The 17,588-nt window shown below is 45.7% G+C and carries 15 protein-coding genes and 1 tRNA gene; 12 read left to right on the top strand and 4 right to left on the bottom strand.

The genetic code is table 11. The features are described 5' to 3' along the window. Window positions 1-7 precede the first annotated feature (7 nt). The 3 genes from G632_RS20065 to G632_RS0113090 are packed head-to-tail and all read left to right on the top strand — an operon-like array spanning window position 8 to window position 3,498. A complete protein-coding gene (locus G632_RS20065) occupies window positions 8-1,096 on the top strand; it encodes a YibE/F family protein (protein WP_242826723.1) in 1,089 nt (362 codons plus the stop codon). A gap of 18 nt (window positions 1,097-1,114) precedes the next feature. Further along, the gene (locus G632_RS0113095) at window positions 1,115-2,062 is read left to right on the top strand and encodes a DMT family transporter (protein WP_022769769.1); all 948 of its coding nucleotides are present in this window, start codon (window positions 1,115-1,117) and stop codon (window positions 2,060-2,062) included. Further along, entirely contained in the window at window positions 2,059-3,498 is a 1,440-nt protein-coding gene (locus G632_RS0113090; protein ID WP_022769768.1) for an MATE family efflux transporter, read from the top strand. Before G632_RS0113095 ends, G632_RS0113090 begins: the two co-directional genes overlap by 4 nt. Here the strand turns inward: G632_RS0113090 and G632_RS0113085 are convergent. Further along, complete coding sequence (locus tag G632_RS0113085; protein ID WP_022769767.1) at window positions 3,495-3,914, bottom strand: hypothetical protein; 420 nt, start codon at window positions 3,912-3,914, stop codon at window positions 3,495-3,497. The genes G632_RS0113090 and G632_RS0113085 overlap by 4 nt on opposite strands. Window positions 3,915-4,010: 96 nt before the next feature. On the opposite strand from G632_RS0113085, the gene G632_RS0113080 reads away from it, so the two are divergent. From G632_RS0113080 to G632_RS0113060, 5 genes are read left to right on the top strand one after another with little or no spacing between them, the layout of a single operon-like run. Then, window positions 4,011-4,877, top strand: coding sequence for a ComEC/Rec2 family competence protein (locus tag G632_RS0113080; protein ID WP_022769765.1), 867 nt, complete (start codon window positions 4,011-4,013; stop codon window positions 4,875-4,877). Between the two features lie 60 nt (window positions 4,878-4,937). Next, window positions 4,938-6,281, top strand: a complete 1,344-nt coding sequence (locus G632_RS0113075) for a replication-associated recombination protein A (RefSeq protein WP_022769764.1) — start codon at window positions 4,938-4,940, stop codon at window positions 6,279-6,281. Between the two features lie 30 nt (window positions 6,282-6,311). Continuing rightward, window positions 6,312-8,120, top strand: a complete 1,809-nt coding sequence (locus G632_RS0113070; protein WP_022769763.1) for a DUF5722 domain-containing protein — start codon at window positions 6,312-6,314, stop codon at window positions 8,118-8,120. 27 nt (window positions 8,121-8,147) lie between these two features. Then, window positions 8,148-9,302: an NAD(P)-dependent malic enzyme gene (locus G632_RS0113065; protein ID WP_022769761.1), complete on the top strand. Its 1,155-nt coding sequence runs from the start codon at window positions 8,148-8,150 to the stop codon at window positions 9,300-9,302. Window positions 9,303-9,315: 13 nt separating this feature from the next. Continuing rightward, window positions 9,316-9,834 (top strand): DUF4364 family protein, encoded by a 519-nt coding sequence (locus tag G632_RS0113060; protein WP_026512577.1) that lies wholly within the window; start codon window positions 9,316-9,318, stop codon window positions 9,832-9,834. A 121-nt stretch (window positions 9,835-9,955) separates the two neighbouring features. Here G632_RS0113060 and G632_RS0113055 read toward each other — a convergent pair. Continuing rightward, window positions 9,956-10,028, bottom strand: a tRNA-Thr gene (locus G632_RS0113055). Window positions 10,029-10,100: 72 nt separating this feature from the next. Then, on the bottom strand, window positions 10,101-11,078 hold the full coding sequence (locus G632_RS0113050; RefSeq protein ID WP_022769759.1) for an SH3 domain-containing protein: 978 nt from the start codon (window positions 11,076-11,078) through the stop codon (window positions 10,101-10,103). Between the two features lie 118 nt (window positions 11,079-11,196). Here G632_RS0113050 and nagB point away from each other — a divergent pair, with 118 nt between their 5' ends. The 4 genes from nagB to glmS are packed head-to-tail and all read left to right on the top strand — an operon-like array spanning window position 11,197 to window position 15,889. After that, window positions 11,197-12,000, top strand: coding sequence for a glucosamine-6-phosphate deaminase (gene nagB / locus G632_RS0113045; protein WP_022769757.1), 804 nt, complete (start codon window positions 11,197-11,199; stop codon window positions 11,998-12,000). A 2-nt stretch (window positions 12,001-12,002) separates the two neighbouring features. Then, entirely contained in the window at window positions 12,003-12,665 is a 663-nt protein-coding gene (locus G632_RS0113040) for an acyltransferase (RefSeq protein WP_022764452.1), read from the top strand. Continuing rightward, the gene (gene glmM / locus G632_RS0113035; RefSeq protein ID WP_022769756.1) at window positions 12,665-14,011 is read left to right on the top strand and encodes a phosphoglucosamine mutase; all 1,347 of its coding nucleotides are present in this window, start codon (window positions 12,665-12,667) and stop codon (window positions 14,009-14,011) included. Before G632_RS0113040 ends, glmM begins: the two co-directional genes overlap by 1 nt. 6 nt (window positions 14,012-14,017) lie before the next feature. Next, window positions 14,018-15,889 carry a glutamine--fructose-6-phosphate transaminase (isomerizing) gene (glmS, locus tag G632_RS0113030; protein WP_022769754.1) on the top strand — a complete coding sequence of 624 codons (1,872 nt, stop codon included), beginning with the start codon at window positions 14,018-14,020 and terminating at the stop codon, window positions 15,887-15,889. Window positions 15,890-15,993: 104 nt separating this feature from the next. Here the strand turns inward: glmS and G632_RS0113025 are convergent, their stop codons facing one another. Further along, entirely contained in the window at window positions 15,994-17,529 is a 1,536-nt protein-coding gene (locus G632_RS0113025) for an alpha-amylase family glycosyl hydrolase (protein WP_022769753.1), read from the bottom strand. Window positions 17,530-17,588 lie beyond the last annotated feature (59 nt).

The following is a 17,588-nucleotide window of genomic DNA, read 5'->3' as shown; positions in this document are numbered from 1 at the left end:
TTTTTCATTGATACTTATTTTCGCGCTTGTCCTTGCTAACAAGGACAAGCCGGAATATACCACAACAAGGGATACCGGAGTTGAGTATGAAAATGCCAAGGTCCTGGCGGTTACTGAGGACAACTCAGTGATCGACCGGGACAACGAAGATGTCCTTAGAGGGAGCACTGAGCTAAAGGTAGAGATACTCACCGGTAGGTACAAAGGCGATATCTGCTTTGTTACCAACTATTTCAGTGCTCTTTATAATGTTGATGTAAAGGCCGGAGATACCGTGTGCGTTCGTATAGACACAACCGGAGAAGGCATTTACAATTGCAGCATTTATAACTACAACAGGGTACCTTTGGTAATTGCCCTTGTAGTCATCTTTTTCCTGAGCCTTGCTATAATTGGCGGACTTCAAGGAATAAAGGCATTTGCAGGTCTTGTTTACACAGTCCTTTGCATCTTTGGTATTCTGCTTCCTCTTACTCTTAAAGGTGTAGAACCAATACCGCTCACCTGTGCGATCATCTTTTTCACCAGCGTGGTATGTTTCTACCTTATCGGAGGAATCAGCAGGAAGACCATAGCAGCGGCTCTGGGGTGCTTTTCGGGAGTTCTTATCGCAGCACTGCTTGCGCAGGTGGCAGCAAACATTGGCGGAATCTCTACATTCCAGATGGACGAGGCAGAAGCACTGCTCCTTCTTAAGAGCACAACTGCCATTAAGCTTAGAGGTCTTTTCACCAGTGGAATACTGATCGCGGCCATGGGCGCAGTAATGGATATCGCGATGTCTATTGCGTCAGCTCTCGAGGAGGTTCATAATATTAATCCTGAGAGGGATGCAAAAGAGCTATTCAGATCCGGCATGAATATCGGCCGGGATGCCATGGGAACCATGGCAAACACGCTGGTTTTGGCATACGTGGGAAGCGCGCTGAACATGTGCGTACTTATCTATTCCTACGGAGTTGGCCTAAGGCAGCTTCTTAATACGGATTTTGTGGCAATTGAGATCATCAGAGCAATTGCCGGAAGCGTGGGAATCATTTGTGCTGTTCCCTGCGTTTCGATCATCGCAGCCCTCCTATACACTCGTAAGAAATAAGGATAGGTGGAGCTTAAGTTGAAATCATCAAATAGAACAAGTTTATGGACATATATGCCGGTGGTGGTACTCTCTGCAGTTTTTTGCTGTGTTCTGTGGGGAAGTGCTTCACCGGCTATTAAAATTGCATACGAACTCTTCAGGATAGACGCATCTGACACGCCCTCGCGCCTCATGCTCTCGGGAGCAAGATTTGTGCTGGCAGGTGTCATGGTCATAATCTTCGGGTCCCTCATAAGCAGGGAAGCTCTTATTCCGAAAAAGACATCCTGGAAGTATATAATAATTCTCTCCATGTTCCAGACCATCGGCCAGTACTATTTTTTCTTCATGTCCCTGGCCAACACATCGGGAGTCAGAGGATCCATCATAAACGCCTCGGGCAATTTCCTGGCACCTCTCATTGCCATGTTCATACTTCGCTTAGAAGCCCCTGCAGCCAAGAAACTGATAGGCTGCGCTGTGGGATTTGCAGGGATAATCCTGTTCTTTGGAGGAATATCATCCCTGACAGAGGGCGGAATAACCTTTGCCGGAGAAGGTGCTATGCTGTGCGCAGCCTTGTTTTATGCAATCTCCGGGTGCTGTATCAAGATCTTTTCCAAGCATGAAAATCCTGTTATCCTCAGCGGTTATCAGTTCTTTATAGGTGGCCTTGTACTGTTCTTTGTGGGACTTATCATGGGCGGAAGTCTTGTGTTCTACAGCGCAGGATGTTATCTTAATCTGATATACATGGGATTTATCTCGGCCGGTGCATACACGCTCTGGGGTATACTTCTTAAGTACAACCCGGTCAGCCGCGTATCGGTGCTTGGCTTTATCAATCCAATAATGGGAGTTCTTCTGTCAGCTCTTTTCCTGGGAGAGGGAAATGAAGCGTTTTCGGCAGGAAGTATACTCTCGCTGTTACTCGTATCGCTGGGAATATTCCTGGTCAACTATAAGTTTGAGAAGAAATCATGACAACATTTGAAACCGGAAACAGAGAAGAAGCAATTAGATATAAATTCACATTGAAGGAGTGTTTTTTTGGCGACGCTGCATTCTACAGAAGAGTAGCAATGGTCGTAGTTCCCATGATTGTTCAGAACACCTTAAGTAACATCGTGGGACTACTTGATAACGTAATGGTAGGGCGCCTTGGACCACTGCAGATTCCGTCTGTAGCTGTAGTCAATCAGCTCCTTTTTGTCTTTTACCTGTGCATCTGGGGATCGCTTGCCGGCGCAGGTATCTTTAGCACGCAGTTTTTTGGCAAAGGAGATATGGACGGCGTTCGCTATGCCATCAGGTTCAAGCTCCTTACTGCCATCACGATATTTACCGTTGCCATCGCAATCCTGTACTTTAACGGACCGGCTTTGATCCTTGATTATATAGCAAAAGACACTACGGATGCAGCCAGAGCTGAGACTCTTGGATACGCACTTTCGTATCTCCACATAATGCTGATAGGCCTTGTGCCTTTTTCTCTTACGCAGGTTTATGCCAGCGCCATGAGAGAGTCGGGAAAGACAACGCTGCCAATGGTAGCCAGTATGGTAGCTATGGTGGTTAACTTCCTGTGCAATATCGTTTTGATATTTGGTTATCTGGGATTTCCAAGACTGGAAGTAAGAGGTGCTGCTGTAGCAACAGTAATTTCAAGATTTGTAGAATTTGCCATTGTTGTGATAGGCGCCCACAGAAGGGGTACGTCTTATACCTTCTTTAAGGGGCTCTACAACGGCTTTAAGATTCCGATAAGTCTTATATGGCCCATCCTGTCCAGGACTTTGCCATTGTTTTTGAATGAGTTCTTGTGGTCTTTTGCTCAGGCCAGACTCCTTCAGGCTTATTCGGTAAGAGGCCTTGCGGTTGTATCCGCCATGACCATCAGCAGTACAATATCTCAGATATTCAACGAGGTCTTTTTATCAATCGGAAACTCTACGGGAATCATAGTTGGACAGGAGCTTGGTGCTGACAGGCTGGTTTCAGCCAGAAGAAGTGCTTGGAGAATGGCGGCTCTTAGTTTTATGAGTACTATTGTTATGGGTTCGCTCCTAGCGCTTGCTGCGCCTTTTATTCCTCAGGTGTATAACACCACGCCCGAGACAAAAGCGCTGGCAACCAGATTTATTCTGGTTTTGGCATGCTGTATGCCGATACATTCCTATGCAAACGTTTCTTACTTCACGCTGAGGTCAGGTGGTAAGACGCTGATCACCTTTATCTTTGACAGCTGCTTTGCATGGATTGTTTCAGTACCGGCTTCCTTTATTCTCAGCAGATATACAAATCTCCCGGCAATTTACATATTCATCATCGTAAACAGCCTGGAGATCATTAAGTGCATTATTGGATTCTGCCTTGTAAAGAGTGGTATCTGGGTGAGAAACATTGTAAAAGAAGATTAGGGCATTACGTACTTTGACATGATCTCCGTAAGCTCTTTTACCTCTTCTTCGGAGAGATTGTCCTTGGCGTATTCCATAAGCCCGTTTGCATCTCCGCTGTTTACATAGGACTGAACCTCGGATACGGAGTCGATGCTTACGTTGTTTGCGATGATCTCTGCAACGGTATCTTTGTCCTCTTCTGACATTGATTCGTAGATCTCTTTTGTCTTGCCCGTTGCGTTCTCGGCGTAGGTATCAAGTGCCTCGCTGACGATTGCCTTGGTTATGGGATTGGCTGTGCTGGTCTTGGTGGTAGTGGCCTGTTCCTGAGTGGCCTTTACGTCCTTCATGATTGAATTCCTGCCCACGAGGAAGATCACTCCGATCAGGAGAACTACAAAAAGTGTTATTCCAAAAGCCTTAGCTGCTTTCATTGATTTATTGTCCTTTCATAAATGCTTAAAGTTCTTTTTAGGTAATGCCTATACAATAATAATGCGCATAACAATTGATGTCAAAGGAGAATTATCATGCGGATTAGAAAGATGATAGGCCTGTTTATGGCTCTTATGCTGTTGGCTGGATGCGGCAGAAATACAGAAAACGTAGAGACTCAGACGGATCAGACTGCGTCTATATCAACCGGACCTTCTGTCACCATAACCGGTTTTTCGGCAGAGACTGACGAAGCTTATGATGCCTTTGTCATCGTTGGAGAGAATCACGTAACTGTCATAGATGCCGGGCTTGATGAGAATGGAGAGGAACTTGTCTCCTTCATGAAAGAGCAAGGTATCTCCAAGGTTGATAATCTCATAATCACCCACTTCGACAAGGATCATGTAGGCGGAGCAGATCATGTGATAAATGCCTTTGATATAGGCACTATCTACACTACTTATAAGTCAAAAGACTCTGATCAGATCGATAATTATCTCGCTGCCCTCAGTTCTAAGGGGCTTACCGAAACTTTGGTTACAGACGAGATCTCTTTTGATATGGACGGAGTCTCTTATGATATCTATCCTCCTCAGAGCACGGCTTATGAGAAGGATCCAAGCAACAATTCTTCTCTTGTAGTAATGGTAAGCTGCGGCGATAACAACATGCTCTTTGCGGGAGATGCGGAAAAAGACCGTATAAACGAGCTTCTTGCTATGGAAGATATTCAGGCAGAGATCTTAAAGGTTCCGCACCACGGCAGATACGAGAAGAACATGGCAGCTCTTGTTGAAAAGGTATCCCCGGAGTATGCAATCATTACCTCCGGTACAATTGAGCCTGAGGATGCGGAAGTTATGCAGATCCTTGAGGTTGCAGGTGTAACCACTTATCTCAATCGCGAGGGCAATATTACCATAACTATGTCACCCGACAACATCTCCATAACACAATAGTGCCAAAGTCATTTAATGGGTATGGCAAAATCGGAGCAAAAATAGTAGAATTGTAGTGTTATGGACTTGTTTCAGTATATGCGCGAAAACAATATGGAAAAAGAATCTCCGCTTGCCGCAAGGATGCGCCCAAGGACCCTTGATGAGGTGGTTGGGCAGCAGCACATCATTGCTAAGGACAAGCTTCTTTATCGTGCAATTTCAGCAGACAAACTCAGTTCAATAATATTCTACGGACCTCCCGGAACGGGCAAGACCACACTGGCCAAGGTTATCGCAAACTCAACCAAGGCGGAGTTTACTCAGATAAACGCCACGGTTGCAGGCAAGAAGGACATGGAAGATGTCATTAACAAAGCCAAGGATAACCAGGGAATGTATGGGAAGAAGACGATTCTTTTCATAGACGAGATCCATAGATTCAATAAGTCTCAGCAGGATTACCTGCTTCCTTTTGTTGAGGACGGAACCGTTGTGCTCATCGGCGCAACCACGGAGAATCCGTACTTTGAGGTCAACGGGGCTCTTATATCAAGGTCAATCATATTTGAGCTTAAGCCTCTTACCAGCGATGATATCAAGGTGCTACTTAACAGGGCAGTCACAGATACAGAGCGTGGAATGGGCTCTTATAAGGCTGTGCTTGAGCCCGATGCTGCAGAGTTTCTTGCAGATATAGCTGACGGCGATGCAAGGCATGCCTTAAATGCCATAGAACTGGGCATCCTCACAACTCAGAGAAGTGAGGACGGTCTTATCCATATCACCAGGGAAGTGGCTTCAGAGTGCATCCAGAAAAAGGTTGCCAGATATGACAAGGACGGAGATAACCACTATGACACCATCTCCGCATTCATAAAGAGTATGAGAGGATCGGACCCGGATGCAGCGGTGTATTATCTTGCACGTATGCTCAATGCCGGCGAGGACCCCAAGTTTATAGCAAGGCGTATTATGATATGCGCCTCAGAGGATGTGGGAAATGCAGACCCACAGGCACTTCAGGTGGCAGTTGCTGCTTCTCTTGCAGTTGAGAGAGTAGGAATGCCGGAAGGCCGGATCCCTCTTGCACAGGCAGTTACTTATGTTGCTACTGCTCCCAAGAGCAATGCAGCATATCTTTCGATAGATGAAGCTATGCAGACCGTCAGGGAAACAGGAAACCTTCCTATTCCTCCGCATCTTCAGGATGCTCATTATAAGTCTGCTGGTAAGCTCGGCCACGGCATCGGATATAAGTATGCCCACGACTATCCCGACCACTATGTGGAGCAGCAGTACAAGCCCTATGAGCTTAATGGAAAAGAGTTCTATAGCCCTACAGGTAACGGGTATGAGCTGAAGATCAGAGACCACATGAAGAGACTTAAGAACAGGGATAAAGGCGAAGATAGCAACAAATAATACAAAAAACTCAAGGAATTTTTTGCATTAATGGAAAACAAGAAGCGCAAAAGAAGAACGGGCAAGAAGGCCCGAAGAAATAGAATAATCGTTATCCTCTCAGGGGTGCTTGCAGTATTTGCTGTTGTACTGGTTGGAGCCATGATGGGATGGCTCTTTATCGGTGATAGCAAGACCCCGGAACAGGAGCAGGCTGAGCAGGAAGAGATTTTCGAGGCTTCCCTGGTAATGGAGGAAGAGAAGAACGACGAGTTTATTAATGAGTCAACAATCGATGCCATTGTCAGAGGCGGACATACGGTGTCGGAAGCTCTTTTGCAAAGACCTGCCACAGTTGAGATGACTGCGGAAAACACTGCGGAGTTTGCCAAGATTGAGAGCTGCAACATTGTAAGCTCCGGAAAAGTTGAGATATCAGTAACTTCTGAGGGAATCCCTAAGAGTGACGATAAGTATTACTACTTGTTTGAAGAAGCAACTTATGAAGACGGAATTGTAGAGGGAAGTGAGCCTATTGCCAAGGTTTACAAGAGCGATGACACTTCCTTTAGTGTGGACCTCAACAAGGGTGCGGCTAATTCAAGGCTCTTTTCCAAATTCCAGGTTGCGGTCAAGATGAACGACAGCTTCGTCTCCATCAGCCACGCCAAGTACATCACCAATCCCGGTGCCTGTGCAGGCTACAGCTACGGCGGAATGCAGCACAAGTCCATCAAGGGACTTCTTCCCGACCCTCTGAGGATCGGAGAGCTGGCGGACCTTGGATGCGAATATGCAGCCTACAATATTCCGCTTAGGAATATCCTGGTTACTTCGGGTGGAATTCCTTATTCATATGGCGGAGTGACTTATCACTTCAATGCACAGATCATTAACGACTACGACAATCTCTTTAAGCGACTCAATGGCATGGGTATTGATGTTGCAGCCATTATCCTCAATAATGCCAGCACTTCAGCGTTTCCTGAGATCACTCATCCCAGCGCGAGGAGCGGATCCTCAGCGCCTTACTACATGTTCAATGCAACCAATGAGAGTGGAGTTAAGGCTCTGGCTGCCATCGGAAGCTTCCTTGCTAACAGGTACTCAGGCTCAGGTCACGGCAATGTCAGCATGTGGATCATTGCCAATGAGGTCAATGCCAGAAAAGAGTACAATTACATGAGTTATACTGACGTTGGCACCTACACAGCTGCTTTTACCAGAGCTTTCAGGGTGTTCTACAACGCCATCAAGAGTCAGAACAGCGCTGCTAAGGTCTACATCCCCATCGACCAGCGTTGGACCTACAATACCGAGAAGACCGGAGACTACGATGCAAAAGACGTTCTTGATATATTCGCTGCGTCATTGTCTGATTACGGAAACATTGACTGGGGCCTTGCTGCCCATCCGTACTCTTTCCCCAACGGAAACACGGCTTTCTGGAACTCATCCAAGTATGTTAACCATTCAGACACCACACCATGTATAACCATGGACAACATAGAAGTTCTTACCAATTATATGAAGAGGCCGGAGATGCTTGATTCATCAGGCAATGTAAGGAGCATCATCCTGAGCGAGATCGGCTATTCATCTACTTCAGGACAGGCACTTCAGGCAGCAGCCTTTGCTTACGCCTACACCAAGATGGAAAAGAACGGTTACATCGACGCACTTATGCTCTCAAGACAGACCGATGCCGGCGATGAGATCGCGGCCCTTGGCCTTGCCCTTGGTCTTCAGACTACAGGCGGAGGCAAGAAGCAGATTTGGAATGTCTTTAAATATATTGATACAGATAAACGAAACGAGGTCGTCTCTTTTGCCTATGATATAGTAGGCACGACCTTCTAGTTATGATTTTGAAAGGGGAGCATTATTATGACAAACGCAGAAAAAGCACTTAAACTCCACGAAGAGTGGCAGGGAAAACTGGAGACAACCTCCAAGTCCAAGGTTAATTCCAAGGAGGATCTGGCCCTGGCCTATACTCCGGGAGTTGCTGAGCCATGTAAGCTGATTGCTGAGGATAAAGAGCTGGCTTACAAATATACGATCAAGGCCAACACTATCGCTGTTGTTTCCGACGGAAGCGCTGTCCTTGGCCTTGGTAATATTGGACCATACGCTGCAATGCCCGTTATGGAAGGCAAAGCGGTTCTTTTTAAGGAGTTTGGCGGCGTTAATGCTGTTCCCATCTGCCTGGACACTCAGGATACAGAGGAGATCATAAAGGCAGTTAAATACCTTGCTCCCGGCTTTGGTGGAATCAATCTGGAGGATATTTCAGCTCCCAGATGCTTTGAAATCGAGGAGAGGTTAAAAGAGATGCTGGATATCCCTGTATTTCACGATGACCAGCACGGTACAGCCATCATTGTGCTTGCAGGAATCATAAACGGCCTTAAGGTTGTCGGCAAGAAAAAGGAAGACTGCAAGGTTATCGTAAACGGCGCAGGAAGCGCAGGTATTGCTATAACTAAGCTCCTTCTCAGATATGGCTTTAAGAATGTAACCATGTGTGATAAGTCCGGAATCCTTCACAAGGGGTCAGAGGACCTCAACTGGATGCAGAAGAAGATGATGGATGTGACAAATCCGGATCAGATCAAGGGATCTCTGTCTGATGCTCTTGTAGGAGCTGACATCTTTGTTGGCGTTTCAGCACCGGGCATTGTAACCAAAGAGATGGCTCAGCAGATGAACAAGGATGCCATCATGTTCGCTATGGCAAACCCTGTTCCCGAGATCATGCCTGACCTTGCAAAAGAGGCAGGAGTTCGCGTAATCGGTACAGGACGAAGCGACTTCCCTAACCAGGTAAATAACGTTCTTGTATTCCCGGGAATCTTTAAGGGAGCGCTGGAAGCAAGAGCTAGGCAGATCACAGAGGAGATGAAGCTTGCAGCAGCAACAGCCATCGCAGGACTTGTTCCTGATGATGAACTTAGCGATGAGAACATCCTTCCTGCAGCTTTTGATCCAAGAGTAGCTGATGTTGTCAGCGCAGCAGTAAAGGCACATGTAGTAGATTGATTGGAGTTTTAAATTGAGTTCGCAGTATTTGACGTTATACAAGATGATAGTTCTGTACATGCTAAAGAGGTGCGATGTCACCCTTAGCAAGTCCCAGATTTACGATTTTATTCTGGAAAAAGAGTATACGACCTTCCTTACTTTGCAGGAAGTATTCAGTGAACTGGCTTCTTCAAACCTCATAACTGAAAAGACCATGGCCAACAGGACCTATCTCGAGATAACAGATGAAGGGTCCCAGACCCTGGAGTTTTTTGGAAACAGGATAAATCCTGCCATCAAAGAGCAGATTGATGATTACCTTAAGGAAAACAGCATGAAGCTCAGAAACGATTCCTCAATCCTTGGCGATTACAGGAAAGTAGGGGAGAATGAATACACAGTGCAGCTCCTTGCCAAGGAAAACGGACAGAATCTTATTGATATAAGAGTTCCGGTTCCCACGGAAGAAATTGCCCAGCATATGATCGATAACTGGCAGGAGAAGAACACAGAGATCTATCAATATCTCTTTTCACAGCTTATGTCATGAGTCACCGGGGACGTTTCAGTTTGACTCAAAATGAGACAAACTGAAACGTCCCCAATGACTCATGAAGGCAAAAAGAAAAGCTCTCGGTTCCGAATGGAACTGAGAGCTTTTAATTTAAAAAAGCTGCTGACGAGAATCGAACTCGTGACCTCCGCACTACCAATGCGACGCACTACCGACTGTGCTACAACAGCTTGCTTGCCTTTTCGGCAATCGCAAAGACTATTATAACGGGATGTGAAGTCGATGTCAATTGCAAAATAAAATTAAGCCTGAGTTATTACTGACATGTAGTAGGAGTACAAACTTCTGTATGTATCATTGTTGTAATGCAGGCCATCAGCGGTTGAGAAACCTGTCTGGGTGAGGTATGTGTAGCCGTCAAGCCACTGAACTCTAGGGTCAAGCTCTGACTGAAGTCTTGCGTTGAAGTTCTCTATCTGAGCATTTGAAACGCTGCTGCAGTTACCAACCGGAGTTACGGCTGCGTAGTAGACTGTGATACCTGCTTCTGTCCAGGCGTCGATGTTGCTGTTGACGAGCTGTATATACTTGCTTGCATTTGCCAGGTCGTTGACACCGAAGTTAATGATCATTGTGGTGCCTGTTCCTGCATAACTAGGAATCTCTGAGAGTGCTGTGTTCTTGAACCAGCTGTAACCTTCACCGATCTTGGCGATGAAAGCCTTGTCTGTGGAGCCAACGGCTTTCTGCATCTGAACGGTTCTTGAATCACCGACGAATACCAGTGGTGTGCTCGGAAGCTCTGTGACCATGTAATCGCCAATAATAAATGCGGTGGTGTCGCCAAAGGCAACTTCGTACCAGCCGTTGTCGGTTTCTCCAGTTACCTGGGTCTCAGAACCCCATCTGAGCTTGCCAACCTTGTCGTAGTCGGTTCCTGCACCGCTGCGCACGTTAACAGTGTCACTGGTGTACATTGTGACCGGAGCTTCATACTCGGTTACGGTAAAAACTGTTCTCTCAAGAGTAGCACTTGTCTCTTCAGTAGTAACATTAAAAGTCTCGGTAGATAAATCTGTACCGGATGCGATCACCTGCTCTGCTGCGTCGTCGATTGAGCTTGCAACAGCAGCGGTAAGTTCACTGCTTGATATATCAGCAGGAACTGCGTCTATCTGTGCTCTGTCGGAAAAAGCAGCAAGACATCCAAGTACTGAAAAAGATGCTGCAAATGCAGAAAGCAATATTAAGTTCTTTATATTAATACGTTTGTTCTTCATCGGTAGAAATTTTACATCTGCCTTAAAAATATGTCAAATTTCTGTAATTTGACTAACAGAATGCGAAAACATATAATTACTCTATATGCACATAAAACCTAAGAAAGGAACGAAACTTATGAGAGTAGTAATTCAGGATAATTACGAAAAGATGTGCGTTTGGGCAGCAAATTATATCAAGATGCGTGTGGGGGAACACAACAATGGACCGGAGAAGGATCGTCCGTTTGTACTTGGACTTCCTACAGGATCCAGCCCAATCGGGGTTTACAAGGAACTGGTAAGAATGAATAAGGCAGGAGAGATCTCTTTTGCCAACGTAGTTACATTTAATATGGATGAGTACTTAGGGCTTCCTCGTGAGCACGACCAGTCCTACTGGTATTTCATGCATGACAATCTCTTCAATCATCTCGTGGACATGAAGCCTGAGAATATCAACATTCTTAACGGCATGACTGATGATCCGGTAAAAGAGTGTGAAGAGTACGAGAAGAAGATCGCATCCTACGGCGGTATCGATCTGTTCATGGGTGGTATCGGTGTAGATGGTCATATTGCTTTTAACGAGCCATATACAAGTCTTGCATCACGTACAGGAGTAAGAGATCTTACATCTGATACAAGAATTGTTAACTCAAGATTCTTTGGAAACAACCCTGAGGCAGTACCTGCACAGGCTCTCTCTGTTGGTGTTGGAACAGTAACAGATTCCAAGGAAGTTCTTATTCTTATAAACGGTCATAACAAAGCAAGAGCACTTGCAGCAACCGTAGAGGGTGCTGTCAGCTCAAAGTGGACCTGCAGTGCACTTCAGATGCATAACGGTGCTATCATAGCCTGCGATGAGCCGGCTTGTGGGGAACTTACTGTAGATACTTACAAGTATTTCCTCGATATAGAGAAGAAAGAGAGGCTGTAATTATGTACACTATTACAGATCTGTATGATCTCGATCATACACTTGCCGCAGACTATCTGCGTCAGTTCACTTATCCTTGGGAGGCTTTGAAGGGCATCAAGGATTTCATCCTTGAACTTGGACCAAAGCTCGGAGATGAGTATACAGAGGTTAAGGAGAATGTCTGGGTGCACAAGAGCGCTACAGTATTTGAGAGCGCATACCTTGGAAGTCCATGTATTATCGGACCTAACACCGAGGTCAGACACGGTGCATTTATCAGAGGATCAGCCCTTGTAGGTGCTGACTGCGTAGTAGGAAACAGCGTTGAGCTAAAGAACGTTATCCTCTTTGATCACGTTCAGACTCCTCACTACAACTATGTAGGTGACAGTATCCTCGGATACTATTCACACATGGGCGCAGGCTCCATCACTTCCAATGTAAAGAGTGACAAGAAGCTCGTTGTAGTTCACAACGGAACTGAGAATATCGAGACAGGCATGAAGAAATTCGGTGCTATGCTGGGTGACCACGTTGAGGTCGGCTGCAATTCAGTCTGCAACCCCGGTACCGTGATCGGCCGTAATTCCAACGTTTATCCGACTTCCTGCGTAAGGGGAGTTGTTCCTGAGAATTCTATTTATAAGAACAGTGGAGAGATCATCCACAAGGAGGACAGATAATGGGTAAATATTTCGGAACAGACGGCTTCAGGGGAGAGGCTAACAAGAACCTGACCTTTGAGCATGCAGTACAGATCGGTAGATATCTTGGCTGGTACTATGGTGCTAACCATGGCAAGAAGGCTAAGGTTGTTATCGGAAAAGACACAAGAAGAAGCAGCTACATGTTTGAGTACGCTCTTTGTACAGGTCTTATGGCCAGCGGAGCAGATGCTTATATCATGCACGTTACCACAACACCTTCAGTTGCTTACATCACAAGAGTTGATGATTTTGACTGTGGTATCATGATCAGTGCTTCTCACAATCCATTCTATGACAATGGTATCAAGCTCTTTAACGGCAATGGTGAGAAGATGGACGAGGAGACAATCCTTCGCGTTGAGGATTATATCGACGGCAAGATTGAGATTCCTGTTGCAGAAAGAGCAGATATCGGAAGAACAGTTGACTACGTTGCAGGTAGAAACCGCTATGTAGGATACCTTATTTCCAATTCCAAGTTCAGCTTCAAGGATAAGAAGGTCGGACTTGACTGTGCTAACGGTGCTTCATGGCAGGTTGCTAAGGCTGTATTTGATGCACTCGGAGCTAAGACTTTTGTTATAAACAATGAGCCTGACGGTCTTAATATCAATACAGATTGCGGATCAACTCATATCGAGCATCTGCAGAAGTTTGTTGTTGAGAAGGGCCTTGATGTCGGATTTGCTTTTGACGGCGATGCTGACAGATGCCTTGCAGTAGATGAGAAGGGTAATGTTATCACAGGTGATCACATCATCTACATCTACGGCCTTTACCTCAAGGAGAGAGGCGCTCTTGCAAACAACAAGGTTGTTACAACAGTAATGAGTAACTTTGGCCTTTACAAGGCTCTTGATAAGGTTGGTATCGAGTACGAGAAGACCAAGGTTGGTGACAAGTATGTTTACGAGAACATGGTTACATATGGTCACCGCGTAGGTGGAGAGCAGTCAGGACACATCATCTTCACCAAGTATGCAACCACCGGAGACGGAATTTTAACATCTCTTAAGCTCATGGAGGTTATGCTTGCAAAAGAGAAGCCTCTTAGCGCTCTTGCAGCTCCTGTTGTTTTCTATCCTCAGGTTCTTAAGAATGTAAGAGTAAAGAGTAAGCCTGATGCACAGAACGACCCTGATGTACAGAATGCAGTTGATGAAGTTGCTAAGGCCCTCGGCGATACAGGACGTATCCTTGTAAGAGAGTCAGGTACAGAGCCTGTTATTCGTGTAATGGTTGAGGCAGAGAGCGATGAAATCTGCGAAAAATATGTGGATCAGGTAATTGATGTGATCCAGAAGAAAGGTCATTTGGAGTAAATTTATATGTGTGGAATAGTAGGATATATAGGCCATAAGCAGGCAGGACCAATTCTGCTTGATGGACTTTCAAAACTTGAGTACAGAGGATATGATTCTGCCGGTATCGCAGTAAGAAACGGTGCAGATCAGGCAGTAGTCGTAAAGGCTGTAGGTAAACTGGAGAATCTCTCCAATAAAACTAACGGAGGATATGCACTTTCAGGTGAGTGTGGTATCGGTCATACCAGATGGGCTACCCACGGTGCACCAAGCCTTATCAATGCACATCCCCATGTGAGCGGAAACTGCACAGGTTCAGGTTCCGGAGAAGTAGAATCTGAGGTTGTAGGTGTTCACAACGGTATTATCGAGAATTTCCAGGAACTCAAGGAAAAGCTCATCAGACATAATTACAAGTTCTATTCAGATACTGACACAGAGGTTCTGATCAAGCTTGTGGATTACTACTACAAGAAATACAAGGTAGGCCCCATCGATGCTATCGCTAAGACTTTGGTAAGAGTACGTGGTTCCTACGCCCTTGAAGTTATGTTCAAGGATTATCCGGGTGAGATCTATGTCGCAAGACAGCAGTCACCTATGATCATCGGTGTTAAGGACGATGAGTCCTTTATCGCTTCCGACGTACCGGCCATCCTTAAGTATACAAGAGATGTTTATTACATCGACAACATGGAGATGGCACGTATCAGAGCCGGTGAGGTTACATTCTTTAACCTTGACGGTGATGAGGTTGAGAAGGACGTTACAACAGTAACCTTCTCTGCAGAAGCTGCTGAAAAAGGTGGATTTGAGCACTTCATGATGAAGGAGATCCACGAGCAGCCCAAGGCAGTTGCTGATACCATCGGTAAGTACGTAACAGACGGCAAGATCGATCTCTCCGAGGTTGGAATTACCGATGAAGAGGCAAAAGAGATTTCTCAGATCTATGTCATTGCCTGCGGATCCGCATGGCATGTTGGAATGGAGATGCAGTATATCATCGAGGAGCTTGCAGGAATTCCTGTAAGAGTTGAGCTTGCATCAGAGTTCAGATATCGTAAGATGCCTCTTGATAAGAACGCTCTGGCAGTTGTTATCTCACAGTCAGGAGAGACAGCTGATTCACTGGCAGCCCTTCGTCTTGCCAAGGAGAGCGGAATTAAGACTCTTGCAATTGTAAACGTAGTCGGATCATCCATCGCAAGAGAAGCAGATCATGTTATGTACACCCTTGCAGGCCCTGAGATCTCAGTTGCTACAACCAAGGCATACAGCTGTCAGCTTATCTGCGGATATCTCCTTACATTAAAGCTCGCTGAAGTAAGAGAGACTTTGGATGGCGATGATAAGCTTGCATATTACATAAAAGAGATCCAGAGCATCCCTGCCAAGATCGAGAAGATCCTTGACGAGAAAGAGCGTATCCAGTGGTTCTCTGCTAAGTACGCAAATGCTCATGATATCTTCTTTATCGGAAGAGGTATAGACTATGCTATATCACTTGAGGGAAGCCTTAAGATGAAAGAGATCAGCTATATCCATTCAGAGGCATATGCAGCAGGAGAGCTTAAACACGGAACCATCTCTCTTATCGAGGACGGAACTCTTGTTATCGGTGTTCTCACACAGCCATCACTTCTTGAGAAGACAATCTCCAACATGGCTGAGTGCAAGAGCCGTGGCGCATACCTTATGGGACTTACAACCTACGGAAGATACAATATTGAGGATCAGGTAGACTTTACTGTTTATATTCCTAAGGTTGATGAACACTTTGTGGGAAGTTTGGCAATCATTCCTTTGCAGCTGCTTGGTTACTACACCAGCGTTGCTAAGGGACTTGATGTTGATAAGCCAAGGAATCTGGCAAAGAGTGTAACTGTAGAATAAAAATAAGCCAAGTGAGTCAGTGGGGACGTTTCAGTTTGACTCATTTTGTCACGACAAAATGAGTCAAACTGAAACGTCCCCACTGACTCACTTGGCTTTATTTTCTACTTCAGCACAACAAAACTCTGTGGCTGCATATGCAGCGAAGCATCCTTAATCTCAGTTTCTCCGATCTCGAATACCTTTGTTGTATTCTTGGGAAGAGTGGCTGAGGTCTTTTTATCTGAAGGATTTATAGCAACTATCAGATCACCTCTCTTATACACGAACGGGAACTCATCCGCTTCCGCATAAATGATCTCAAACTCTGAATCCGCCTGAAGGTCTTTATACTCGTGGCGGAGCTTTGTAAGAGCCTTTACTGTGTTTAAGAGCGATGAAGGGTCTTTTTCCTGAGACTCTACTGTCGGAGCATCATCTGATGGGTCAACCGGGAGATAGAGCTTGTCGGAAGGGGCAGTAGAGAAGCCCTTGTTCTTGCCTTCGCTCCACTGCATGGGAGTTCTGGTACCGGTCCTGGTATAGCCGCCCTCCTTGGTTGGAAGCTCAAAATATCTCATACCAATTTCATCGCCGTAGTAGATAAACGGAACACCGGGAAGAGTCAGGAACATCGCATAGGCAATCTTAAGCTCGTCTATGCTAAGAGTCCTGCGCGGTCTTGGAGTGTCATGGTTGCAGGTGATAAAGCTGATATAGCCGTCCTTTCTGGTGGCATCGTATTTGGGCAGATAGTCGTTTAAGAACCTCATGATATCGCCGTGGCCATCCTTTTTAAGGAAGCTCTTATCGCCGCCATCGGTCTCATAGTCGCGAAGAAGAGTGTTGTAGCCGTTTCCGCGATGATCAAGGTAAAAGTCTGCATGAAAGCCGTACTTAAGGGCCTGCTTAGGATTACTCCACTCGGAGATGATGGCTGCCTCGGGATACTCGTTATCAAGCATTTCTCTGATGTTCTTCCAGATAGCGCCGGTTGCGGACTTGTTCTCGTCATCGTCTTTAACCAGAGAATCAGCCATGTCAACTCTGAAGCCATCACATCCCTTATCAAGCCAGAAGCGCATAACATCCTTCATGGCTTCCCTTGTGGCGATACATGCCGGATCATCGGGAGCCTTCTGCCACTCTTCAGTTCTTTTAAGAAAGCCGTAGTTAAGGGCAGGCTGGCACTTAAAGAAGTTGAGCATATAGCAGCCGTTTCTGTCAGCCTCTCCGCCTATATAAGGGTGTCCTGCGATTCCTTCGATCCAGCCGTTTGTCCAGATGTATCTGTCAGAGAATTCATTTCTCTCAGCCTTTTTGCTCTCCAAAAACCATTCATGCTCCTCGGAGGTGTGTCCGGGAACAAGGTCAAGCAGCACGTGGATGCCCTTTTCGTGGGCTATCTTAAAGAGATTGTAGAGATCCTCATTGCTGCCGTATCTCTCTGCAACCTTCTTATAGTCGCGAACATCATAGCCGGCATCCTTAAAAGGAGAATCGTAACAGGGGTTGATCCAAAGCGCATTGCAGCCAAGCTCTTTTACATAATCGAGCTTTTCAATGATACCGTTAAAATCTCCGATTCCGTCTCCGTTTGTATCCTTAAAGGACTGAGGATATATCTCATAAAATATTGCATCTTTTAACCAACCGGGCATTGGAATTACCTCCCCAAATTTTCTAAATTTTGATATATTATTATTAACAATAACACATA

Origin of the sequence: Butyrivibrio sp. NC2007 (assembly GCF_000421405.1) — a bacterium.
Classification (GTDB): domain Bacteria; phylum Bacillota; class Clostridia; order Lachnospirales; family Lachnospiraceae; genus Butyrivibrio.
The sequence above is the reverse complement of the archived record's forward strand: the minus strand, read 5'-3'. Positions and strand labels throughout refer to the sequence as shown.

What these genes read in the sequence shown, in the direction of transcription:
- G632_RS0113090 (WP_022769768.1), top strand. Translation starts at nt 2,059, where the DNA reads ATGACAACATTTGAAACCGGAAACAGAGAAGAAGCAATTAGATATAAA.
- G632_RS0113085 (WP_022769767.1), bottom strand. Translation starts at nt 3,914, where the DNA reads ATGAAAGCAGCTAAGGCTTTTGGAATAACACTTTTTGTAGTTCTCCTG.
- G632_RS0113080 (WP_022769765.1), top strand. Translation starts at nt 4,011, where the DNA reads ATGCGGATTAGAAAGATGATAGGCCTGTTTATGGCTCTTATGCTGTTG.
- G632_RS0113075 (WP_022769764.1), top strand. Translation starts at nt 4,938, where the DNA reads ATGGACTTGTTTCAGTATATGCGCGAAAACAATATGGAAAAAGAATCT.
- G632_RS0113070 (WP_022769763.1), top strand. Translation starts at nt 6,312, where the DNA reads ATGGAAAACAAGAAGCGCAAAAGAAGAACGGGCAAGAAGGCCCGAAGA.
- G632_RS0113065 (WP_022769761.1), top strand. Translation starts at nt 8,148, where the DNA reads ATGACAAACGCAGAAAAAGCACTTAAACTCCACGAAGAGTGGCAGGGA.
- G632_RS0113050 (WP_022769759.1), bottom strand. Translation starts at nt 11,078, where the DNA reads ATGAAGAACAAACGTATTAATATAAAGAACTTAATATTGCTTTCTGCA.
- nagB (WP_022769757.1), top strand. Translation starts at nt 11,197, where the DNA reads ATGAGAGTAGTAATTCAGGATAATTACGAAAAGATGTGCGTTTGGGCA.
- G632_RS0113040 (WP_022764452.1), top strand. Translation starts at nt 12,003, where the DNA reads ATGTACACTATTACAGATCTGTATGATCTCGATCATACACTTGCCGCA.
- glmM (WP_022769756.1), top strand. Translation starts at nt 12,665, where the DNA reads ATGGGTAAATATTTCGGAACAGACGGCTTCAGGGGAGAGGCTAACAAG.
- glmS (WP_022769754.1), top strand. Translation starts at nt 14,018, where the DNA reads ATGTGTGGAATAGTAGGATATATAGGCCATAAGCAGGCAGGACCAATT.
- G632_RS0113025 (WP_022769753.1), bottom strand. Translation starts at nt 17,529, where the DNA reads ATGCCCGGTTGGTTAAAAGATGCAATATTTTATGAGATATATCCTCAG.